We start from the raw sequence: 22,462 nt of genomic DNA, 5'->3' as shown, positions 1-22,462 counted from the left end.
TCGACTGATTCGGCAGCTCTGTTCTAAGCTATTAGCTTTAAGCTTTACATATCGTCTTCAGCAGCATCCTCAGCTTGACGATGCATTTGCTCTGGGGCTGATACACCAATTAGCTTAAGTGCATTAACAAGCGTTACCTTTACTGCTTGCAGTAGCACTAAACGAGCATTCGTCACCTCTACATTGTCCGTTAAAACTTTCTCTGCACGATAATAGCTGTGGAAAATCGATGCAAGATCATATACATAACGAACGATTCGATGCGGTGCGAAGCTGCTAGCCGCTTCACTAATTTCCTGCGGGAACTCTCCAAGCTTACGAAGCAGCTCATATTCATGTGCAGATGTTAGCACATCTAGCTTTACAGATTGCAGCTCTGGTATCGCTACGTTTTGCTCTGCGGCTTGACGCAGCACACTGCAAATACGCGCATGCGCATATTGAACGTAGAATACTGGATTTTCATTGGAGGTTGCAACAGCAAGATCCATATCAAAATCAAGATGAGAGTCCATGCTGCGCGATGTGAAATTATAACGAATCGCATCAACGCCTACTTCGTCCATTAGATCCTGCATCGTTACTGCTTTACCCGTACGTTTCGACATCTTAACCTTTTCCCCGTTTTGGAACAAGCTAACCATTTGTGCAATGAGCACAGTAAGCTTCTCAGGATCGTTGCCTAATGCCGCCATCGCTGCCTTCATACGCGGGATATAACCATGATGGTCAGCCCCCCAAATATTAATCATGCGATCATAGCCACGGCTATACTTGTCGAGATGGTAGGCGATATCCGGAGTTAGGTAAGTGTAAGAGCCGTCATTCTTAATAAGCACGCGGTTCTTATCATCGCCGAACGTCGTTGTGTTCAGCCATGTTGCACCTTCCTCTTCATATACATGACCAGATTCCTTCAGCTGCTGAAGGGCTTCAGTCACCTTCCCATCCTCATATAACGATGTTTCACTGTACCAGATATCAAATTCAACGCGGAATCTTGCTAGGTCTCGCTTAATTTTATCTAGCTCTCGCTCCAAACCGTAGCCGCGATAGAAATCATATTTTTCCTTGCCTTCCAGCTGAAGCAGTGATTCACCCTTCTCCTCGACAAGCGCTTTTGCAAATCCGATAATATCATCACCGTGGTAGCCATCCTCAGGCATCACCGCGTCCTTACCTAATTGCTGTAGATATCTAGCCTCGATGGATAGTGCTAGATTCTCTATTTGCTTACCAGCATCATTAATATAGTATTCACGTGTAACCTCGTAGCCGGCAAAATCAAGCACGTTGCAAAGCGCATCACCAACAGCAGCTCCGCGCGCATGTCCTAGATGCAGATTACCAGTAGGATTGGCACTTACAAATTCGACCTCAACGCGCTGTCCACTACCATCACCCACACGACCGTAGCGCTCGCTTGCTGTTAATACTTCACCGATTACTTCATATAGATAGCGATTGTCCATCCGGAAATTAATAAAGCCTGGTCCAGCGATCTCAGCACTTTGAATAGACGCCGCTTCAAGATCCAAATGCTTAATAATCTCTTCTGCAATGACACGCGGATTTTTTTTAGCCAGCTTTGTTAGCTGCATAGCCGCATTTGTCGCTAAATCCCCATGCGCCTTATCCTTTGGAACCTCTAGCACAAACGCTGGCAGCTGATCAGCTTCTACCAATTCCGCCTTCACTACAGCATCGGCAATGGCTTCCTTTACCGTTGCATATAATCGATCTAATACATAAGTTGTCATATTGCTGTTGCCTCCTTCAATAATAAACGCAATTTAAACCTTCCAGTTGATTGTTCTCCAACATAAAGCTCATAATCCCATACTAAAGAAAATGGAAGCCGCTTAGGCAAACCTAAAACGATATGCTCCATTGCATCTTTAATGATGAGCTGATAGGTATAAGCTGCTGTCTCCAGATTGATCATCCCATTGCTGTAGAAGCCTTCTCGACGTTCATGTATTCGGTACACTTGCTCAGCGTCTACCGCGCCTTTTCGAGATACCTTTAATTCATTAGACTCATAGCGCAATAAATGTCTAACCTCTCCAGCATCCGTCTGCTCCGTGTACTTTATGTAAAACGCTTTATCCTTCAAATACCATTCACCAAGCATTTGCTGTGTGACGACTTCATTGTCCTGCTCACTTTCGAGCTGTATCCATATCTTTTGTTTATAGTTCATACCGAACGCTCCATATGCCTTACGTTATATCTTATTACTATAAACAGTAACGAAGCGAATTTCAATAATTACTGCGGTTAGCAGCAACTAAAATAAAAAGCTTGCCTGCACAGACATGCCAGCGGCAGTCTATACAGACAAGCTTTACTTTGTTACTTATTTTACGAGATCTTCAACAAATTTTGGCAGGATGAAGGCAGCCTTATGCAAGCGCGGGCTGTAATATTTTGTGTCCAGCTCCGGCAGTGCAGAAGTGTCCACCTCAAGTGGATCATACTTTTTACTTCCCATTGTAAAGGTCCATAGTCCGCTTGGATACGTTGGAATATTAGCTCCGTATACACGTACAATCGGGAATACTTCCTTCACATCACGATTTACTGTTTTAATAAGATCAGCTTTAAACCAAGGATTATCTGTTTGTGCAACGAAGATTCCATCTTCTTTTAACGCTTCATAGATTCCTTGATAGAAGCCGCGTGTGAACAGATTAGCTGCAGGTCCAACTGGCTCAGTTGAATCAACCATGATGACATCATACGTATTTTTATGATCATGAATATGCATAAAACCATCATTAACGATTACCTCAACGCGAGGATTGTCTAGCTCACCTGCAATCGTTGGCAAATACTTTTTGGAGTATTCAATAACTTTACCATCAATATCAACAAGCACCGCTTTTTTAACCTTTGGGTGCTTCATAATTTCACGAATAACACCACCATCACCACCGCCTACTACGAGCACATGCTCTGGATTCGGATGTGTGAACAAGATGGGATGAGCAACCATTTCATGGTATACGAACTCATCCTTAACTGTAGTCATAACCATACCGTCAAGAACAAGCATGGTCCCAAATTCTTCAGTTTCAATCATATCTAGCTGTTGGAATTCTGTTTGCTCATTAACATAAGTTTTCGTAATCTTCGCAGTAATACCGAAGCTTTCAGTTTGTTTCTCTGTATACCATAATTCCATGTCCAATACCCTCTTTCTCTCAGTGGTTCAAAAAGTAATTATAGAGTAACAGATCAAAAAATCAACATAAATTTGTAAATCTGAAGAAATAAATATTTATGCCTATATCCAGATACTGTGAATATCAAACAAGCTAACGCTCCATACTACTGATATAGCTAGTTATTGCCAGTTAACGAGGTGAGACAGATGTCTAATCAATCCAAGCAACCAAAGAGACCACGCTTTCCGCTATTAGCAGAGCGTTATCTTTTTCATATCATTCGTTTTAACCGCTGGCTGCGCAGAGGCATCATCGCGCTCGCTGTCGTGATGGGACTAACACTTGGCGGCTTGTATTACTTGAAGCAGCAGGATCTGCCTGCCTCCAGCATCAGCCAAGCAAGTCAGCTTGTTGATCGTAACGGTGAACTAATCAGCTATTTCCATACGGGAGTCAATCGGCGTGCAGTATCGCTCTCTGAGATGTCCCCCTATGTTATTCAAGCAACACTCGCCATAGAGGATCAACGCTTCTATTCGCATTTCGGATTCGATATTAAGGGGCTAGCTCGCGCGGTTATTGTTAATGTCAGTTCATTGTCGGCAAAGCAAGGAGCTAGCACGTTAACACAGCAGCTTGCTCGTAATCTGTATCTTACACATGAGAAAACATTCGAACGTAAAATAAAAGAAGCGATTTATACTGCGCAGCTTGAGATGAAATATTCCAAGGATGAAATTCTGGAGATGTATCTCAATCAAATTTACTATGGCCATGGCGCTTACGGCATTGAAGCGGCAGCCAGATATTTTTTTAACAAGCCTGCTAGTGAGCTTAATTTGGCAGAAAGTACGATGTTAGCTGGTATTCCCAAAGGCCCGACATACTATTCGCCGCTAAATGATATGCACAACGCTAAACGCAGACAATCGCTCATATTACAGGCGATGGTGGAAAATGGCTACATTAATGAAGAGCAAAAAGAGGAAGCCTATCTACAAGTTTTAAGCTTTACGGCAACTGAGGATGAAAACTTAGTTCATGAAACTGATGCTTCTTATTTTAAAGATTACGTCATTCAAACAGCGATTCACGAGCTTGGAATCGATGAGCAGCTGCTTTATGAGGGTGGAGTAACGATATATACGACGCTAGACAATGAGATGCAGCGCATTGCCGAGCAACAGATTATTAATGGATTGCCAGCAAGCAGCGAGCAGCAGGCTGCACTTGTGGCGATTGATCCGCGTAATGGGCATATTAAAGCGATGGTTGGTGGAAGAAGCTACGAAAACAATCAGTACAATCGAGCGATCGCTACAACTAGACAGCCAGGCTCTACGTTTAAGCCGTTTTTATATATTACGGCACTCAGGCAGCACGAGCTGACCGTTCGCTCAGCCTTCAAAAGTGAGCCTACCGTCTTTACTTACGATGATGGAAGGAAAACATATGAGCCGCAAAACTACGGTGATAAGTACGTCAATGACTATATTACTTTACGCAAGGCGATTGCGAGCTCTGATAATATATATGCGGTAAGCACGATGATGCAGGTCGGAATAGAAGCGGTCATCGAAACAACAAGAAAGCTTGGTATCCGCTCGCCACTAGAGGCAGTACCTTCACTTGCTCTAGGCACGTCTCCAATCAGTCCACTTGAGCTTGCATCAGCCTACGGTGTGTTTGCCAATCAAGGTGTATACAACAAGCCGATCTCTATTCTAAAGGTTGTCAATAAAAGTGGTAAGACGATATACGAGGCTAACTACGAGCCAACGGTTGCGATAAGTGAAGAGGAAGCCTTTTTAATGACCTCTTTATTAGAGGATGTTTTTGAGCCTGGAGGGACCGCACACCGCGTTCAGTCTATCCTTCATCGACCAGTCGCTGGAAAAAGCGGAACGACCCCAGTTGATGCATGGATGATTGGCTATACGCCAGAGCTGAGCACTGCTGTCTGGGTCGGATATGATAAGGATCGTTACTTAACGGTAGCAGAGTCTCATCGAGCTGCACCAATATTCGCGAATTTCATGGAGAACGCGCTACATTCGATTCCTCCAAAAATGTTTCCGATTCCAGAAAATATCGTTTCGGTATATATAGATGAAGAAACAGGATTATTAGCATCTGAGGCTTGTCCTTCGGACACATTAGAATACTTTCTTGCAGGCACAGAACCAACCCAATATTGCGAATCAGCTGATGAGGAGCTGACTAGCGATGAGGAAGCTGCTCCACAGCCTTCTATAGAAATGAATGAACACAAAAGCTACCGCAATTGGTGGGAACAAGTTAAAAAATGGTGGATGCGCTAATCAAAACTAAATGTTTGTCCAAATTTTGATTAAAATGTGAAAAGTATTTGAACATTGTGACGACTTTGTGATATATTAAGACTAAGTAAACCTTTACATCCTTACTAAGGAGTGTGATTGGTATGAATTCCAACACAAAATCAATGAATATACGTAACGTAATGACAGAACAACCTGATGCATCGAAGCTCGTCAAAATTATGACGATCATTGCCTGGCTCGTATTAGGCATTGGTGTTGTATTGTGTTTGGCTAATATTACAGAGTTTAATGATCGCAATTGGGGGCTAATGATCGGTATTGGTTTCCTAGTAGGCAGCGTTCACATTTACGTAATAGGCACTGCAATCGCCCTTGTGCACAAGCGTGCCTCACATCAAGCATCGCAAAGTGATATAAAATCCAACTAATTCATTTCGTAACCTTTAAATAAGGAAGCAACGCGTCTTCGGTAGTCGAGGATGCTTTGCTTCCTTATTTTTTTGGCCTTTTACCACTGTTTTACAAAGATAAGTATATGTTATGTCGATCAAGTGAAAGATCTTTGACGAATATAAGACGAATTATTTACGGAATCGCAAACCATAGAGTCTTTTTATCGATTATTTGTTATCTTAAGACGTAAGTTAAATAATTCAAGGAGTGAAACTTTCATGAGACCTGTTTTTCGAAAGCTGTCGGCTATGCTAAGTGTCACATTGTTACTAATCTTGACCGGATGTAGCAACGAAAAATACTTAGTACTAGATCCTAAAGGTCCAATCGCCTCAGCTCAAAAGGACTTGATCCTAATTACAGTGGCGATATGTACTGCGATTGCGATACCTGTTTTTATTATTACAGCAGTCATTGTGTGGCGGTACAGAGAACGCCCTAACAGCAAAGCTTCCTATAAGCCTAATTGGGAGCACAGCACTAAATTGGAGCTCACGTGGTGGGGTATTCCAATTATCGCAATCATCATTCTAGCAATTGTTACGGTTAACTATACGTATAAGCTAGAGCCATCAACAGCTATTCAATCGGATAAGGAGCCTATCGAAATTCAAGTCACTTCACTCGACTGGAAATGGTTGTTCACTTATCCTGAACAAGGTGTTGCAACGATTAACTATGTTCAAATGCCTGTCGATACACCCGTTCGTTTCAAGCTGACATCAGATATGGCAATGAACTCATTCTGGATTCCTAGTTTAGGTGGTCAATTATATACAATGAGCGGAATGGCCATGACACTACATCTTCTAGCAGATGAGGAAGGCAGCTATTACGGCTCAGGCGCCAACTTTACAGGTGAGCACTTTGCACAAATGACCTTCACTGCTAACGTAACCTCTCAAGAGGAATTCGATGCATGGGTTGAAGATGTGAAGGCTACTGAAGCTGCCCTAACGGAAGAAGACGTAGTTAAGCTGAAAGAGAAGGGTACACATGAGGTTGCTCAATTCTCCAGCTTCCCAGACAACGTATTCTATGACATTATGATGCAGTACGTTGAAGAAGGCGAAAAAGGTGCGCATGCACACCATGTTACAACATCCGAAGACGCTGAAGCTTCTGAGCATCAGCATCACTAATTGGAGATAAGGAAAGGAGCTCAAATTCGATGTTTGAAACGATTAAAGAGTTTGCATCGGAGTTTTTCGTCACGGGCGACCCAATGATTCTGGGTGCTCAAGTATCGATTGCTTTGGCGATGGTTGCCATCGTATTCGTACTGACGTACTTCAAAAAATGGCGTTGGCTATGGTCAGAATGGTTAACATCTGTCGATCATAAAAAGATTGGTATTATGTATATCATCTGTTCTATCCTGATGCTTTTCCGTGGTGGCGTTGACGCATTATTGATGCGTGTTCAGCTCGCAGCACCTGAGCTAGAGTTCTTGCACGCAGATCACTACAATCAGATCTTCACTACGCACGGCGTTATTATGATTCTATTTATGGCGATGCCATTAATGTTCGGTTTGTTCAATATTATCGTTCCATTGCAAATCGGTGCGCGCGACGTTGCGTTTCCATTCCTAAACTCATTCAGCTTCTGGATGTTCTTCGCAGGTGCAATGCTGTTCAACCTTTCCTTCGTTATTGGTGGTTCACCAGACGCTGGTTGGCTAGCATATCCACCATTATCTGAACTTACAGGTAGCCCTGGGGTAGGACAGGATTTCTATATTTGGGGTATTCAGATATCCGGTGTAGGTTCTCTAGCATCCGGTATCAACTTTGTCGTAACGATTCTTAAAATGCGTGCACCTGGCATGAAGCTAATGAAAATGCCAATGTTCTCTTGGTCTGTTCTTGCTTCATCCGTAACCATTATGTTCGCATTCCCAATTCTTACAGTTACATTATTCCTATTGTTCTTAGACCGCTATGTTGGCGCACACTTCTTTACAGTTGACGCCGGCGGTAACCCAATGATGTATCTTAACTTGATCTGGATGTGGGGTCACCCAGAGGTATATATTGTCGTCTTGCCTGCATTCGGTATTTTCTCAGAGGTTGTTGCAACCTTCTCGAAAAAGAAAATCTTTGGTTACAAGTCTATGGTATTCGCGCTAATGTCCATTAGCTTCTTCTCCTTCTTTACTTGGGCCCATCACTTCTTCACAATGGGTTCTGGAGCAAACGTTAATGCGTTCTTCGCGGTTACAACGATGATTATCGCAATCCCTACCGGGGTTAAAGTGTTTAACTGGCTGTTTACGATGTATCGCGGTAAGCTATCCTTCCCTACACCTATGATGTGGGCAGTCGCATTTATTCCGTGTTTCGTTGTGGGTGGTATGACAGGGGTTATGCTTTCCGTAGCACCTGCTGACTTCCAGTTCCATAACAGCTACTTCTTGATCGCTCACTTCCACCAAGTACTAATCGGTGGTGTAGTCTTCGGTTACTTTGCAGGTCTTTACTACTGGTGGCCAAAAATGTTCGGCTTCAAGCTGCATGAAGGCTTAGGCAAATGGGCATTCTGGTTCTGGAATATCGGTTTCTATGTGTGCTTCATGCCGCAATACGCACTTGGTCTAATGGGTATGACTCGTCGCTTTAATGAGTATAATTTCGATATGGGCTGGCAGCCGCTTAACGTTGTTTCAACGATCGGTGCTTTCCTAATGGGTATCGCATTTATCTTCCAAGTATGGCAAATCGCGCACAGCATTCGCTTTATGAAGAAAGAAAACACTGGCGACAACTGGGGCCAAGGACGTACACTTGAGTGGTCTATTCCTTCTCCTGCGCCATTCTACAACTTTGCACGTACTCCAAAAGTCGTTGCACAAGATGACTGGTGGGAAAAACAACAACGTCGTGAGAGAGGCGAAGCAGATCCAGCAGAAGTTATCGCTGCAGATAATGCACCTCTTGAACCGATTCATATGCCTAAAAACTCGGGCATCCCAATTATTATGTCCGGCTTCTGGTTCATCGCAGGTTTCGGCTTTGTATGGGACTGGACATGGATGGTTGTACTTGGTCTAGTCGGCGTTGCCGTATCTATGCTTGCACGTTCCTTCAATTACAACGATGACTACTATGTACAGGTTGATGAAATCGAACGTATTGAAGCCGCTGCTGCAAGGGGGGCTAATTAATGTCACAAGCAAATGCTCATTCACATGATCATGGTCATCACGATCAAGAGTCGCTAAAGCAGTTTGGCTTCTGGCTCTTCATGATTACTGACGTTATATTGTTCGCAACATTGTTTGCCACATTCGTTGTATTGCGCGGCAATACAGCAAGTGGACCAATTGGTGCCGAGCTTATCGAAATGAACGGGATTATTGTTTCTACGTTCATCCTATTAACAAGTAGCTTTACAAGTGGATTGGCGCTGCTATCCATGAATAAAGGAGATAAAAAAGGACTTATTCTATGGCTAGCTGTTTCCGCATTGCTCGGCTTATCCTTTATCTACCTTGAAGTAAATGAATTTATTCATCTCGTTCATGAGGGTGCTAACATCGGCACAAGTGCTTATTGGTCAGCATTCTTTACACTTGTAGGTACGCATGGTCTCCACGTATCTATTGGTATCGTATGGATGACGGCGATTATTTTCCAAATCGCAAAACGCGGCATTACACCGGTGACGAAGCGTAAGGTCAACATTATCAGCTTGTATTGGCACTTCTTGGATGCAGTGTGGATCTTCGTCTTTTCCATCGTCTACCTTATGGAGGTGATGTAGTATGGCATCTCAAAACCATTCTCATGAAGAAACAGGCCATACACATGGTTCACTAAAATCGTATATTATCGGTTTTGTGTTATCCATTGTTCTAACGATCATTCCGCTCGTTGCGGTCATGAACGATATGTTTAACAAGAGCACGACGATTGTTATTATTCTCGTAACCGCAGTGCTACAGTTTCTAGTACAGCTTCTATTCTTCATGCATATTCGCGAAGAGGATAAGCCGCGCTACAACTCTATTTCATTGATTTTTGCTATATTGCTTCTGTTGACAATCGTCATCGGATCAATCTGGATTATGACTTACAACCAGGTTGCTGTATAAGCGAACTCATTATAACAGATGGAGAATTCACTCCATTAAAAAGCTCCCCTACGTTAGTCAGGATTTTTCATATCCTGCTACATCAGGGGAGCTTTTTTCATATTACATATATTCAATGATATCGTCGTCTTAATCTGTTATGTACTTAACACCTCTAGCGAGTATTGGAACAAAGCATCCATCTCTATCGCTTGAATCATCGTTAGAAGCTGTTTAGCTTCATCATCAAGCGTTGAACTTAGCTTCACTAGCTCAATAAATTGCTCACTGCTCCAGCCTCCATTTTGAAAGGATTGCAATATCGTATTGCTGCGCAATTCATTAACCTGCCCTCGCCAATGCTGCTGGAGCCACTCGGATACACGCTGCTGAACCTGCTGCATAACGGGGTGACGGGAGGCTTGCCAGAACCAGTATCTCGCGTTAGAGTAGTCGGATTCCATTCGATGCATAATGCCGTGCCAGTAAGCTCCTGTCATATCGTGCTCGATCTGCTGAGCATAGGAATGAGATAGGCTTAAGCTTTCGTTGCGCAGATGAAGAGCAGCGATGATGGTTATTATTTCTGTACTGCTTCCCCATTCGTTTAGCGCTTCAATTCTTGGTTCCAATGAAGGATTCCACGTTTTGCTTGGGAAAAGCGATACTGGCTCTGTTCTTTGATCAAGTATTTCGATAATAGCGTTAATATCTGATTTCATCATGTTCGTCTCCCTTCATATTCATATCATCTATTTTGTAGAAGACTAGTAGCTAATCGTACATCACATACCCTGATTCAGGTTGATAGGGTGCGAATCCTGCCATGCTGCGTAGGCGGTAACGAATTGGATGGTTACTGCCAATCAGTATGCTGTTGCGTATGTCACGTTCTTCTGCAGCTTGCAGTGTAAAAGCATATGTATGCGGAAAGACAACCTGCAATGTGTTATAGATTGCATTGCTTCTAACATCAAGCTTCCCTTTATTTGTTACATTAATTAGTAATGTGCCTTGACGCTTAAGCTTCGCTCGTGCCATATCAAAAAACTGCACCGTTGACAAATGCTGAGGATTACCTTTGCTAGTAAAGGCATCTAATACAATACAATCAAAAAGGCGCTGCTCCTGCTCTAGCAGCAATCGTCCATCACCAATCAATATAGGACTCCCCTTCCAGCCAAAGTGCTGCTGACTTAGCTTCACTACCGTTTCACTGATCTCTGCAGTCACGCAGTTGCTGTCAGCGAAATAGCTCGATAAGGTACCAATACCATGACCAATAATAAAAATATCGTCGCCGCCGTTATTTTCTTTTGTACTGTTATGCTCTATCAGATGAATCAATGCTCGAGGATATTCAAAGAGGATACGGTCTGGCTGCTGTAAATCTATCGCCCCCTGCACCGCATCATCGGCAAATTGCAGCACACGAAAGCTTCCTATCTCGTCAAATAGCGTATTTGTTTCATATACAAGTACCCGTTCATCTGCTGCTCCGTGAGAAGCTAGTATATTCATGATAGCTTCCTTCCCTGTATGTACGTCTTATAAAGTTATTATAAATGAAGGCGTAAAAAGTACAACTTCGCGTTATACGAAAAAAAGAAGCAACTCTAGGGCAATAACTGCAGCTTTGAGTCACTTCATTATTTATATGGGAAATTTGAATGATATCTTCCCGATCTTATGCTTCCTCAACTACGATATGCTCTGGCACATTCAATACAAGCTGACTTCTAATCCCGGAATTGGCAAAGCGATTGCTTTCATATTCAAGCGGCTGTATAAACACATACAGCACCTCGCCTACCTGACTTGTTCGAAGCAGCTTCTGTTCGGTCAGCGGTACAGGCTTCTCTGCTTCATACCGTACAGTGCCAAGCAATGTGATATCCTGAAGTCCTGCTTGTTGCTCAAGCTCGTAGCTAAGTGAGCCTTTTATCACGATCTTTTCAATATGCTGCTCAGGGAGCTGGACACTTTCTTCAATAAAAGCATGTCTCTCCTTCACATGAAAGGCCTCATTGACTTCCCCTAACAGCCCACTCGACATTAGCGCAGCAAGCATGAGTGCTCCTGCACCAATACAGCCAACAAACCACACCGCCACCCAGTTATACTGAAGCTTATATTTCTTCAAAAAGCGTTCAGAGTGCACGACGATTAGCTCAATACCAAGCATAATAAAGACGACAGGCGCCAGCCACAGCAGCAGCTGATAAGCAGATGTAGTTTGCCATAGGGAAGCAGCAAAAGCTACACCAATACCAATCAAGGTTAATCCCATAGAATAGGTTCCTATTCTCCATATTCTATGATCATCTCTAGCCTTCTCCTGCAGTCCATTCGTCATGGATGTCACCACCTGTTCCATTAGTCCTCCCTCCTATAGCGCTCTTTGTTCGATGCATTGGTACCAAATAACAGCTTAATGCCAAGCAGTATTAGGATAAATGCAATGACGATCGTCGGAATCATATACTTAAACTCAACATATTGTCTCCACAGCTCATGAAATCTAGGTTGAATCACCTGCTGTGCGATTCGATCAAGTAAATAGTAAATACCTACGAGCAGCAACCCTGCACCAATCCAGCGTTGATATGGCATAAAGGTGGCTACAAACGGCTCATCCTGCAATCCATGCTCGCTTAGCTTTCTTAGCTGAACCATCACATCGAAGAATGCAAAGCACCATAGCAGTGGAAGTAAGAATAGAAACAATGTTAAGCGAAGCTGATCCATTACAAATATACTGATTAAAAATAATCCCATTAGCTGCAAGCCTCGTTGCTGCAAGCCTAGATATAAATGACCTGCACCAGGGAAAATCGATAGGATCATTGCAGTTGCTCGATTTTTCTTGCCGCTCGCTAGATGCTCTTCTACATGTGCGAACAATGACTGATCCTCAAGCAGCTCGCCTCTTTGCTTGCGAGCTAACAACGACATCGCGTCGAACATGCAGTAGATCCAAATAATCGGCAGTGCCAGCCACAGCACTAATATACTTGGTGTTCTAAGGACTGTAGCAATAAATAATACGACGCCAAAGCCACCAATAAACGTAATCATCAGTGTAATTCCGCGCTGCATCAACCCCATATACATATGTCCAAGACCCGGCAGTATAGACAGCATCATCATCTTTGTTTTTTCCTGCTGCTCTACTACGTGCAACGGATCTGGTTCGATTACGATTCCATTCTGAACGACAGCCTGTGGTTGAAATGCGCGATGCTTTCCATTGGCGATCGTAATGATCATATCGAGCATATTCAAGCAAGCGAATATAAAGGAAATAACTAAACCTACAACGAAATCATCGCCATAAACGTTACCACCGGTTATTAATAACAGAAACATGAACCCGAGTGGCCCAAAAAAGCCTCCCGCGTAAAATAAAAAACGGATGATGCGTCCAATATACAAATGTCCGACTCCGGGTATAAACGACAGTAAAAACGCAACTAACGGACTTTTTGCCTCCAACCTTTTCACTCTCCTATCTATTTATAGAATGTAGAATTATTCAAATCTACGTTCCTGTATTTGATGTAGCCATTGAGTCGCTTTATCAAGCCATCGCTCGGATTGCGGTATGAGGTTTTGATCCGACTGTTCAGTAAGTGGCTGCTCTATACCTTGCTCCAGCTGAACCATAGAGCTTGAGATGGCACCTATAACCCCAGTACCAACTAGTAGCACGGTTATAGATGCAGCGACCGCAACTTGAGCTAGCGGACGTTGAATCCATCTATGTTTCTTCGGTTTTTGTTCAGCCTCAATGGCAAATATGATATGCTCGGCAGCCTGTTCAGCCGAAGGGAGATATTGTGGCACCTCGACACTCGTCCAATGAATAAACCGTTCAAGACAAGCATCGCATAACTGAATTTCGAGCTCCACACGCTGACGATCCACCTGTGACAGCTTGTTTTGCACATACCCTTGCATTTCTAGATCTGTAATATGCAGTTTTTCTTCCTTCATTCAAAGTCCTCCCTTCGCCAATGCCGTTTTAGCCATAATCTCGCGCGGTATAATCTTGATTCGACTGATTTCTTCTCAAGTTGAAGCTCACTTGCTATTTCCTCATATGATTTCTCATCAATATAAAACGAATGAATGACATCCTTATAATGCTCCGGCATGCGGTCCAGCTCTTCCTGAATGAAAACCTTGCGCTCCTGCAGCATGATGGCTTGCTCCGTAGAGAGTGTAGTAGAATCCGCTTGCTGTGCATGCTCTTCTATCCATTGCTCATCCTGTGCGACCGTCACCTTCTGCCGTGCGAGCTTTCGACGCATATCAATCGCGCGATTTACCGTTATGCGCGTGATCCAAGTCTTTAGCCCTTGATTACGGTATTCGGGGAGAGCGCGATAAATTTGAACGAACACTTCCTGTGTTACGTCTTCTGCATCCTGATGATGATGGAGCACCGCATAGGCTGTTCGATATACATGCTCGTAATATGCTTTTACAAAATCCTTATAGGCTGCAGCACCACCTGTATAGATTTTGTTGATCCATTCCTGCTCAGTAATCTCGCTCTCCCTCCTCTCCACATGAATAGACGAATCTCAACACAGTGACCACTGCGCATTTTGTAAAAAAATAAAAAAATCTTCTCGTGCTCTAAGCAGCTGCGTGATACAGCTTCTTTTCACACAAGAAGATTAACGATTAACATTAGTCAGCGAGTAACGTTTTTAGCTCCTCTGGGGAATGCTCCCACCATTCCAGATTATGCTCCATTAGCAGCTTGCGGAGTGCTGCTTTTTCGATAGGTCCAATATTATCAAGCATATAGCGACGCTTAATCGCAGCATCCAATCGATTCACATGATCGGCAAGAATTTTCCATCCACGTCTTGCTTCACTATCAATCAGCATCTCACAGGAGGTAGCACCAGCATAATAGGCGCCTTCCTCTGATCGTTCAACAGCTACCCAAACAACCCAGCATGGACGACCGTTCGGTGTATCTTCTTTATTCGGAGTAAATTTAATACCACGTTCGATTTTGCTTTTAGCATGCATCGCTCCTACATCTAAATAAGCGACACCTTCATCAATGATGACACACGCTACATCGCTAAGATCGATAGAACCAGCACCAAAACCTCTATGTTTCTTATTGCTCACAACGTTGAGCGTTAATGATCTTTTTTCCTTTTTCTCTGGTTGTGCGGATTGATTTGTATCCTCTGTCACTTTGCTCACACCCTTCCAATAGAAGTCTTTATTTCAATAAAAGCTTTGAGACCTCGTTACTATAATCGTTCAAAAGATTGGCTCCCAATGAATGCTATGATCGACGTCGAATATGCTATGAAACACTACATCGTCATCAAAGCCAAGCTTTTTGACCTCATCTCATACAATAATTCTATTTTAGCTAATATTATTGGAAAAGCCAACATATACATGCTATAGATGCTTGTCAACGGGAGGGAATCGTAGGATGTCTGAAAAGCCATACAAACTACTACTACTTGGCTTACTTATCGTCGTATTCTTGTTTGCTACTTGGCCGTATCAATTTCAGCATGCATGGCAATCAGGTTATACGTATGCAGGATCGCCTGCAGCAATGAATGTAATGACCTCAAGCGCAATCATGAATGATTCAAAAGAGAACAAGCCTCTCACTTCACTGCCTATTAATAGTGATGTTGGCAATATCGCGCCACAACCAGCACTAAGCGATCGTATTGTTAATTATCACATTCAGGTTAACTTGAATGAGGAGCTAAACGTGCTAGAAGGAGATCAAGTGATCACATGGCGTAACCCTGGTAAGCAGCAGGTTCAGGATCTGTATCTGCATTTGTACGCCAATGCATTTAAGTCTCCCCAAACGACCTTTATGCAAGAATCTGGAGGAAAGCTTCGTTCAGACCAAGCTACAGCGAACAGTGAAGGCTATATTAACCTGACAAGCCTCGAATCAATGGAAGGAGAAAGCCTGCTTCCCCGTCTAAAATTTGTATCGCCTGATGACGGTAATCATGAAGACTATACGGTCGCTACATTCCGATTACTTGAACCAGTTGCACCTGGAGAAGATGTAACCTTACGACTCAAATTCGAGGTAAAGCTTCCTGAAGTATTTGCTCGCATGGGCTATGCCGGTGAATTCATTATGGCTGGACAATGGTTTCCGAAGGTAGCGGTGTATGAGACTGAAAACTCCTCAGGTAAGCGAGAAGGCTGGAATGTTCACCAGTACCATGGTAACTCAGAGTTTTACAGTAATTTCGGTGTATATAGCGTCAAAATTCACGTGCCTGAGCATTATGTCGTTGCAGGTACCGGCATGCAGACGAAGGTAACAAAACTTGGACAAGGCAGAAAAATGGTTTCCTTTTATGCCGAGGATGTGCATGATTTCGCCTTTTCAGCATCGCCTGACTTTATTACACATGAAGCATCCTACTCCGGTGCCGGAATACCTGGAGTTAAATTAAAGCTCTATGTAGATAAGGAGCATGATGCGCTGTCCGAGCGCTATCTCCATGCAGCCAAGTCAGCACTTTCGTATTTCGGTAAAAATTACGGCACATATCCATACAGCACCTTATCTATTGTCGTACCGCCAAAAGGTGCTTCTGGAGCAGGTGGTATGGAATACCCTACACTCGTAACGGCTCTCGCAGCAGACAACGAAAACCCTGGATATGAGCTGGAACGCACGGTCATTCATGAGATTGCACATCAGTACTGGTATGGCATCATCGCTAATAATGAATTTGAAGAAGCGTGGCTTGATGAAGCCTTTGCCTCATATACAGAGGAAAAAGTGATGGAGTACGTATATGGTGTAAAATCAGACCACCGCATTGAAGCAAGCTATATTACAGCGCCTGCACCTTTAAAGCTTGATGCTTGGTCATATGACAATCATTCGCATTATGCTGAAAATGTATATTTGCGTGGTAAGCTCCTCTTGCTTGACTTAGAGCAGCTATTGGGGAGCGAGCTAATGACCAAAGTTATGCGCAGCTATTTCCAGTCGTATCAGTTCAAGCACCCTACTACCGCTCAGTTTCAGGAAGTGCTGGAGCAAGTCACGAAGCGATCGTGGCAAAGCTATTTTGATTCTTACGTGTACGCTAATGAAACGAATGACCTCGTCATAACAAAAATAGACAAGCGTAAATTTCAAGAAATGAATAAGGACATCTATGAATACACCATTTTGCTCAGTCAAAACAGTGCAGTAAAGCGAATTGTGCCTATTGAACTTGTATATGAGAATGGTGCAATCGTGCGGAAAGAATGGGAGATCGGTGATGAAGCGAATTTACATTTCGTAGAACGATCTGAGGTACCGTTATCCTGGATCAAGCTTGATCCAGACCAAAGCAATAAACTCGATACGAAGCTTAACAACAACTTTATGCGTGCAGAGCTGCCTGAACCAGAGCGAAAAGCTGTAGCTATTACAGCAACCTCGCTGCTTGATTCACTGCTGCGTTTGTTGAGCTGGTAGAGGAGGAATATGAATATGTCGCAAAGGCTACACCAAGGCTGGAGTGTGACGAAACGTCATGTCAATATTATACTGCTATACTTTATTTATCAGGCGATTTGGGGTTTCGTTCTATACCGAATCATCGATCATATCGTCTCCCCTCTCCTGCTTCGTTATCCTAAAATAACGAACAGCTCAGAAGCCATGCAGCTGTTTTGGATTGAAACAGAGTTTAATCTCATGAAAACAGATATGATCGTTCCTTATATATGGAGCTTAGCTGGACTGCTGCTGCTTCGCATGATGATTACACCTATTATTCAAAGCGGCATGTATTACAGTTTGTTCGAAATGAGCCAAGGTGCTGAACGAACTGCCTTTCGTAAAGGAATAGCTGCAACGTGGAAACCGATGATGCTTGTGTACTGGCTAAAAAGCATTGCGATCCTCGCACCACTGCTCTACTTACTTCGTCCCTTACTATTCATACAGGATCCACAAGCCGCGTTTACCTCCTTACTAGATCAGCCTGGCTGGCTATGGATTGGCTTTATATTATGGGCTGCAATGATCAGTCTCTTATCGTATATGATTACACTCGGTATTGGAGCAAAGCTTTCACCAGTGCAGGCACTGTTAAGTACGATTAAGCACACCGCGCGTGTACTAATCATCGGTATCACCTTGACTTGCTGCTACCTTCTTATTAGCTTGCCAATCCATACCTTATCAATTGTGTGGGTGACCTTTATCAGCTTCGTCTTGTATCAATTGCTGCCGCTCGTTCGAGTAGTCTTTAAGGTGTGGACGATCTCCGCTCAATATAACGCGATGGGCAATGATCTATCTCAATAACGAATTCAGAAAAAAATTAGGACTAATCTATATGATTAGTCCTAATTTTTTTGTCCGCATTCCAAGCCGAACTCGCAATATTCTAATTTACAGGTTATGTAGTCTCACTCTACAAATACTTATGCAAAAAAAACTGAAAGTGCTCGAATGTCGACAGCATAGAGTGTTGCTTTCGAGCACTTTCAGTCTGTTCATTATAATGGTTTCCCTTTATCATCCAAAGGCTGCGTAAATACGGTTTAGTTCGGCTCTTTCTTGCGGGCTAAGCTTCTGAGCTTCTTCAATCTCGTAGCAACCAAATGTATCATACAGCCTCGAGGACGGATCGACTTCTACATACGTGCACCATGGTAGCCAGTGATAATGGCTCTGAAGGGTCTGGCTCGTAAAATTACCGCTTTCATGTCCTATGCCAGGCATAATGTAACCGACACTTCCGTCTACATCATTGGACTGGCGAGTATTATTGTGAATAAATTGAGCAAAGTCAAGGTAATGCTCATCCCCGGTAATGATATACAGTCTATAATACGTGTACGAGCAGGCTGCCATATACACGTCGGCTCCTCCACCGACCGTAATAATACTTTGACCGCTGATCGAATACTGATTGAATGGATGCTTCGGCCAAGGGGTACGGACTGGGAAGGTCCAAGCATAGGTCCATGTTTCTGTATAATCGGCAGCACCGATCGCCGCCTCGAGCCATTTCTCCTCACCAGTTAGATCGTATAGCGCTAAAAACCCGAACAGCGCGTAGATACCGGCCTCCTTATCCTGAATATCCGCATTGTCGCATGTTCCGCCTCGGTATTCTAAGTTAAGGTAATTTTGAACGAAAGCCCATTCCCCTGCTCGAATCGCAGCATTCTTGTAGCGCTCTTCGCCGGTAACTAGATAAAACTGAACTAAGAAACGAATAACACTAGGAGTGTTAGACTTCGAATCCATACGAATCGTATTGTCAGTATTATAAGCGCGGTAGAAGCTTCCATCTTCGTTCTGAATATTCGTCAGCCAGTCAGCGGTTTTTCGGCAGAAATCTAGCCATGATGCTCGCTCATCCCCCTTCTTCCGCATGTATAGGTATGCGTCCAGAATCGCCTCAATTCCGTCTGCTAGCATCCGAATATAGTGTGGGTATGGCTCAAATCCCTCAATATTAGGGTTATAGCACATCTGCGGAAGGCCGGAATCCGTCATCGCTACCCGAGTCCAAAAGTCTATGATGTTAACCCCTTTTTCGAACGACTCCGATTGATTTTCCTTGTCACCGTAACGCAGCAGCTGGTAACCGATGCCGGGCTGCTGTCCAACGAATCCGAACTGAAAGGATACACATGAGATATCCATGTCGGGCAGCTGGCAAGCAAAGGGTAGCCCATAGGAGTCTCCATACTTTCGAGTGTAGTGAGTTAGTAGCTTCATACAGTTATGAAAATGCTGCTCATTATCTACCTCAAATAATTTGTCTCGCAACCTGCTATAGGCCGTACGCCAAGTATCCTTCATCATCGATTGGAAGCTGTTGTAATGATTGAATTGAATAGCAACGGAATAATGCTGTTCAAACCCTACTTCTACCGGATGATTGATACGCTGGAACGTTTTAGATTGCTTCTGGTAATCGAGACCGGAGTATATCGCATTTCTTCTAGGCATCTGCCCATCACAGGCTGGATATACATAATCGATAGACAGGCCATCGATCTGTGTCTCTAACTCCTTGCGTACCGCAAAGCCATAATACATATAGTTCAATGTTTTACTCTCTGGCTTGCTCATACCGAGCGCTCCGATCGTGCACCGCGGGTCTGTATTATTCTCGGCCCGAAGAATATCTGTGGATTGCATCGTAACGTCTGCTGCCCAGCGTGATAAAGTAGCCGTCTCGCCTGATTGAATATTCTGCATCGCGAACAATGGCAAAGCCATGCTAGTCTCCATGCGCCAATAATATTCACAATCGAGGTCTTTGCCCATCGCATAATCTGGAGCAAATTCATTCTGCTTATACCAAACGCCTGGAGCAAAACAATTATAATCACGCGTAACATCCGATTCCGCCATAACGAAGGAAACCTTACTTGAGAAACCGAGGTCGTCTCCCGCCTTCAGCACCTTGACGCTGCGGCTTACTTTGAAGCCATCTCCAGCAGTCTCATAACGGTCTGCAAAAGAAAATGAGGACCCCGAAGGTACTGTCAATATTCCTTCGGCCAAAATATGATTACCTTCTGTTGTAATATGGCTGTAAGCCTGATCATAAAACTCGCTGATCGCAAACGCCGTCTTGACAGTAACAAACATCGGGCGCTTGTTGTAATAAAGAAGCTTGCCCTTTTTTTGAACCTCCATGCCACCTTGATCAAATATTAAGGCATAATCTCCGCTAACTAGCTTCATCGTATAACCCCCTATTAGAATGGTTATCTCAAATTCAACGTTACTTTTACTAGCTTGTGGTGTACTACCATCATTGCCCAATATTTGTGTAACATTTAACGTGTTTTCGATAAGCGAATAACATTCCATGAAAGCTTTTTAGCTATAGCCTTCACCCTGCCATTCTCCAAACGCGTATCAGCATTAAGCGATGGTTTGATAACATCTGGATGATCATAACAATTACCAGCTTCCAAATCATTCGTGTACATCTCGATGTGTTCAGCAAGCTCATAGCCCTCAAAGGCTCGAAGATCGAGATTTACCTCGATGTCATCAGCAATAGCACGGTTGATCATAAAGATACAAAGCTCCTCCTTCTCCTCATGCATAACTGCCGCTGCTTCAATAGCCTGCACATTTTCGTAGGCATGGCACTGAACAGAGCCAGTTAAAGCAAACTGCTCCGTGTTGAAAGTCGGCCCGTCAACAGCAGGCATTAGTGATATTCCGCCACGAGTCAGCTTGTTCATTTGAGCATAAGGATAGTAGGATGCATTCTTCCATACATGTGAGCCATTAAAGGATAGTGCATCACGGATTCCACCTGTCATGCATCCAATCTTTATTCGGTCTGCATGACGCAGAAACGTCATCATTACAGAGGACATTGCCAATGCTTTTAGCATTTGATTCGAACCAAAATCTCGATCGTTATAATCCTCTGGATCGAACTTTTTAAAGCTATTCTCTCTTGGTGCGAATTGAAAGTAGCTTTTCGTAACATCCTGCCACCCTCTACGTCCAAAGAGCACCTCCCCCTGCTTGCCAAAATTCGCGCCGTACTCATCGAAGGAGATGTACATTTTCTTAGGCGTTCTCAGCTTAGTTTGCAGGTAGTCACAAACTGCAATTGTCGTCCGAATATAATCCTCGAACACTGAGGATATATTGAGAAAGTTAGCGATATCCCCTTCTGGCGCTGTATGGTAATGATGCAGAGAAATATAATCAACCGATTCATAGCACTGCTCGAGTGCAGCCATCTCCCACTCAGGGAAATGACGGTGATGGTCCGACGTTCCTGCGAAGACCGTTTCAGCCTCATTATCAATCCACTTGACGAGCTTAGCTATCTCATGCGTACGTATGCCAAACCCCACAGGATCCTTCTCCCATGAACCGATCTGCCAATGTCCGTCCATTTCGTTGCCTAGATACCATGTACGGATTGGATAAGGTTCAAGCTGACCGTGCTTTTTGCGAAGCTCTGACCAATATGTACCGCCTGCAACGCGTGAGTATTCAACAAGATGCGCTGCGCTCTTCATGTCCTCTGTTCCAAGATTGATCGTATACATGGGGTCAGTCTCAACCTGCATCGCCCATTTCATATATTCGTCATGTCCTATTGTATTAGGTTCTATCTGAAACCATGCTAGGTCGAGCTGCGCCTTGCGTTCCTCGAGCGGGCCGATCGAATTTTTCCAATCCCAGCCCGAGACCCAGTTGCCGCCTGGAAATCTCAATGCAGGAAGGTCCAATTCCTTCACAGCATCGATAATATCACGGCGAAAACCCATCTCGTCAGCTGTCGGGTGCTTAGGGTTATAGATTCCACCATACACCCAGCTACCGATAGGCTCTAGGAACGCTCCAAAAAGACGCTTATCAACAGATCCGATCCGATACTCGGGATGAACGGTAACGTTTGCTTTCTTCATTCTTTGATCCT

20 protein-coding genes are annotated in these 22,462 nt (G+C 43.7%); 8 read left to right on the top strand and 12 right to left on the bottom strand.

The genetic code is table 11. The features are described from left to right. Positions 1-44: 44 nt before the first annotated feature. The 3 genes from argS to speE form a co-directional block, all read right to left on the bottom strand. On the bottom strand, positions 45-1,760 hold the full coding sequence (gene argS, locus NSQ99_RS04355) for an arginine--tRNA ligase (protein ID WP_251670605.1): 1,716 nt from the start codon (positions 1,758-1,760) through the stop codon (positions 45-47). Then, complete coding sequence (locus NSQ99_RS04350) at positions 1,757-2,203, bottom strand: DUF1934 domain-containing protein (RefSeq protein ID WP_340835316.1); 447 nt, start codon at positions 2,201-2,203, stop codon at positions 1,757-1,759. Before NSQ99_RS04350 ends, argS begins: the two co-directional genes overlap by 4 nt. A 156-nt stretch (positions 2,204-2,359) precedes the next feature. Then, positions 2,360-3,187, bottom strand: coding sequence for a polyamine aminopropyltransferase (gene speE / locus NSQ99_RS04345; RefSeq protein WP_340835315.1), 828 nt, complete (start codon positions 3,185-3,187; stop codon positions 2,360-2,362). Between the two features lie 189 nt (positions 3,188-3,376). Between speE and NSQ99_RS04340 the strand changes: the two genes are divergently transcribed. The 6 genes from NSQ99_RS04340 (at position 3,377) to cyoD (ending at position 10,022) form a co-directional block, all read left to right on the top strand. Next, positions 3,377-5,491, top strand: a complete 2,115-nt coding sequence (locus tag NSQ99_RS04340) for a transglycosylase domain-containing protein (RefSeq protein ID WP_340835314.1) — start codon at positions 3,377-3,379, stop codon at positions 5,489-5,491. A gap of 122 nt (positions 5,492-5,613) precedes the next feature. Next, entirely contained in the window at positions 5,614-5,901 is a 288-nt protein-coding gene (locus NSQ99_RS04335; RefSeq protein ID WP_340835313.1) for a hypothetical protein, read from the top strand. A 243-nt stretch (positions 5,902-6,144) separates the two neighbouring features. Next, positions 6,145-7,068: a ubiquinol oxidase subunit II gene (gene cyoA, locus NSQ99_RS04330; protein WP_340835311.1), complete on the top strand. Its 924-nt coding sequence runs from the start codon at positions 6,145-6,147 to the stop codon at positions 7,066-7,068. Between the two features lie 29 nt (positions 7,069-7,097). Next, a complete protein-coding gene (locus NSQ99_RS04325) occupies positions 7,098-9,092 on the top strand; it encodes a cbb3-type cytochrome c oxidase subunit I (protein ID WP_340835310.1) in 1,995 nt (664 codons plus the stop codon). Then, entirely contained in the window at positions 9,092-9,691 is a 600-nt protein-coding gene (locus NSQ99_RS04320; protein WP_340835308.1) for a cytochrome (ubi)quinol oxidase subunit III, read from the top strand. The genes NSQ99_RS04325 and NSQ99_RS04320 overlap by 1 nt, the downstream gene beginning before the upstream one ends. Before the next feature lies 1 nt (position 9,692). Next, positions 9,693-10,022 carry a cytochrome o ubiquinol oxidase subunit IV gene (cyoD, locus tag NSQ99_RS04315; RefSeq protein ID WP_251670617.1) on the top strand — a complete coding sequence of 110 codons (330 nt, stop codon included), beginning with the start codon at positions 9,693-9,695 and terminating at the stop codon, positions 10,020-10,022. Between the two features lie 137 nt (positions 10,023-10,159). Here cyoD and NSQ99_RS04310 read toward each other — a convergent pair whose 3' ends face one another. The 7 genes from NSQ99_RS04310 to NSQ99_RS04280 form a co-directional block, all read right to left on the bottom strand. Continuing rightward, positions 10,160-10,726, bottom strand: coding sequence for a hypothetical protein (locus NSQ99_RS04310; RefSeq protein ID WP_340835305.1), 567 nt, complete (start codon positions 10,724-10,726; stop codon positions 10,160-10,162). 49 nt (positions 10,727-10,775) lie between these two features. Beyond that, positions 10,776-11,522, bottom strand: a complete 747-nt coding sequence (locus NSQ99_RS04305) for a spermidine synthase (RefSeq protein WP_340835303.1) — start codon at positions 11,520-11,522, stop codon at positions 10,776-10,778. A 166-nt stretch (positions 11,523-11,688) separates the two neighbouring features. Further along, positions 11,689-12,378 carry a hypothetical protein gene (locus tag NSQ99_RS04300; RefSeq protein ID WP_340835302.1) on the bottom strand — a complete coding sequence of 230 codons (690 nt, stop codon included), beginning with the start codon at positions 12,376-12,378 and terminating at the stop codon, positions 11,689-11,691. Next, on the bottom strand, positions 12,378-13,496 hold the full coding sequence (locus NSQ99_RS04295) for a hypothetical protein (RefSeq protein WP_340835300.1): 1,119 nt from the start codon (positions 13,494-13,496) through the stop codon (positions 12,378-12,380). Before NSQ99_RS04295 ends, NSQ99_RS04300 begins: the two co-directional genes overlap by 1 nt. A gap of 36 nt (positions 13,497-13,532) precedes the next feature. Continuing rightward, the gene (locus NSQ99_RS04290; RefSeq protein ID WP_340835299.1) at positions 13,533-13,997 is read right to left on the bottom strand and encodes a hypothetical protein; all 465 of its coding nucleotides are present in this window, start codon (positions 13,995-13,997) and stop codon (positions 13,533-13,535) included. Beyond that, positions 13,994-14,575 carry an RNA polymerase sigma factor gene (locus NSQ99_RS04285; protein WP_340835296.1) on the bottom strand — a complete coding sequence of 194 codons (582 nt, stop codon included), beginning with the start codon at positions 14,573-14,575 and terminating at the stop codon, positions 13,994-13,996. Before NSQ99_RS04285 ends, NSQ99_RS04290 begins: the two co-directional genes overlap by 4 nt. 124 nt (positions 14,576-14,699) lie before the next feature. Further along, positions 14,700-15,224 carry a YwhD family protein gene (locus NSQ99_RS04280; RefSeq protein WP_340835295.1) on the bottom strand — a complete coding sequence of 175 codons (525 nt, stop codon included), beginning with the start codon at positions 15,222-15,224 and terminating at the stop codon, positions 14,700-14,702. Positions 15,225-15,474: 250 nt separating this feature from the next. Between NSQ99_RS04280 and NSQ99_RS04275 the strand changes: the two genes are divergently transcribed. Together NSQ99_RS04275 and NSQ99_RS04270 are read left to right on the top strand one after the other, a co-directional pair. Beyond that, positions 15,475-17,505 (top strand): M1 family metallopeptidase, encoded by a 2,031-nt coding sequence (locus NSQ99_RS04275; protein WP_340835293.1) that lies wholly within the window; start codon positions 15,475-15,477, stop codon positions 17,503-17,505. Between the two features lie 15 nt (positions 17,506-17,520). Further along, positions 17,521-18,342 (top strand): hypothetical protein, encoded by an 822-nt coding sequence (locus NSQ99_RS04270; protein WP_340835292.1) that lies wholly within the window; start codon positions 17,521-17,523, stop codon positions 18,340-18,342. A gap of 213 nt (positions 18,343-18,555) precedes the next feature. Here the strand turns inward: NSQ99_RS04270 and NSQ99_RS04265 are convergent, their stop codons facing one another. Continuing rightward, entirely contained in the window at positions 18,556-20,748 is a 2,193-nt protein-coding gene (locus tag NSQ99_RS04265) for a hypothetical protein (RefSeq protein ID WP_340835290.1), read from the bottom strand. 95 nt (positions 20,749-20,843) lie between these two features. Then, positions 20,844-22,451 carry an alpha-L-arabinofuranosidase C-terminal domain-containing protein gene (locus NSQ99_RS04260; protein WP_340835289.1) on the bottom strand — a complete coding sequence of 536 codons (1,608 nt, stop codon included), beginning with the start codon at positions 22,449-22,451 and terminating at the stop codon, positions 20,844-20,846. Positions 22,452-22,462 lie beyond the last annotated feature (11 nt).

It is taken from the genome of Paenibacillus sp. FSL W7-1287 (assembly GCF_038004245.1).
Taxonomy (GTDB): Bacteria; Bacillota; Bacilli; order Paenibacillales; family Paenibacillaceae; genus Pristimantibacillus; species Pristimantibacillus camelliae.
This window is presented reverse-complemented; position numbering and strand designations above follow the sequence as displayed.

Excerpts from the sequence above, each read along its gene's own strand:
- NSQ99_RS04325 (WP_340835310.1), top strand. The coding sequence starts at position 7,098 with ATGTTTGAAACGATTAAAGAGTTTGCATCGGAGTTTTTCGTCACGGGC.
- NSQ99_RS04350 (WP_340835316.1), bottom strand. The coding sequence starts at position 2,203 with ATGAACTATAAACAAAAGATATGGATACAGCTCGAAAGTGAGCAGGAC.
- NSQ99_RS04335 (WP_340835313.1), top strand. The coding sequence starts at position 5,614 with ATGAATTCCAACACAAAATCAATGAATATACGTAACGTAATGACAGAA.
- NSQ99_RS04305 (WP_340835303.1), bottom strand. The coding sequence starts at position 11,522 with ATGAATATACTAGCTTCTCACGGAGCAGCAGATGAACGGGTACTTGTA.
- speE (WP_340835315.1), bottom strand. The coding sequence starts at position 3,187 with ATGGAATTATGGTATACAGAGAAACAAACTGAAAGCTTCGGTATTACT.
- NSQ99_RS04300 (WP_340835302.1), bottom strand. The coding sequence starts at position 12,378 with ATGGAACAGGTGGTGACATCCATGACGAATGGACTGCAGGAGAAGGCT.
- NSQ99_RS04310 (WP_340835305.1), bottom strand. The coding sequence starts at position 10,726 with ATGATGAAATCAGATATTAACGCTATTATCGAAATACTTGATCAAAGA.
- NSQ99_RS04265 (WP_340835290.1), bottom strand. The coding sequence starts at position 20,748 with ATGAAGCTAGTTAGCGGAGATTATGCCTTAATATTTGATCAAGGTGGC.
- NSQ99_RS04275 (WP_340835293.1), top strand. The coding sequence starts at position 15,475 with ATGTCTGAAAAGCCATACAAACTACTACTACTTGGCTTACTTATCGTC.
- NSQ99_RS04320 (WP_340835308.1), top strand. The coding sequence starts at position 9,092 with ATGTCACAAGCAAATGCTCATTCACATGATCATGGTCATCACGATCAA.
- NSQ99_RS04270 (WP_340835292.1), top strand. The coding sequence starts at position 17,521 with ATGTCGCAAAGGCTACACCAAGGCTGGAGTGTGACGAAACGTCATGTC.
- NSQ99_RS04290 (WP_340835299.1), bottom strand. The coding sequence starts at position 13,997 with ATGAAGGAAGAAAAACTGCATATTACAGATCTAGAAATGCAAGGGTAT.
- cyoD (WP_251670617.1), top strand. The coding sequence starts at position 9,693 with ATGGCATCTCAAAACCATTCTCATGAAGAAACAGGCCATACACATGGT.
- argS (WP_251670605.1), bottom strand. The coding sequence starts at position 1,760 with ATGACAACTTATGTATTAGATCGATTATATGCAACGGTAAAGGAAGCC.
- NSQ99_RS04340 (WP_340835314.1), top strand. The coding sequence starts at position 3,377 with ATGTCTAATCAATCCAAGCAACCAAAGAGACCACGCTTTCCGCTATTA.
- cyoA (WP_340835311.1), top strand. The coding sequence starts at position 6,145 with ATGAGACCTGTTTTTCGAAAGCTGTCGGCTATGCTAAGTGTCACATTG.
- NSQ99_RS04260 (WP_340835289.1), bottom strand. The coding sequence starts at position 22,451 with ATGAAGAAAGCAAACGTTACCGTTCATCCCGAGTATCGGATCGGATCT.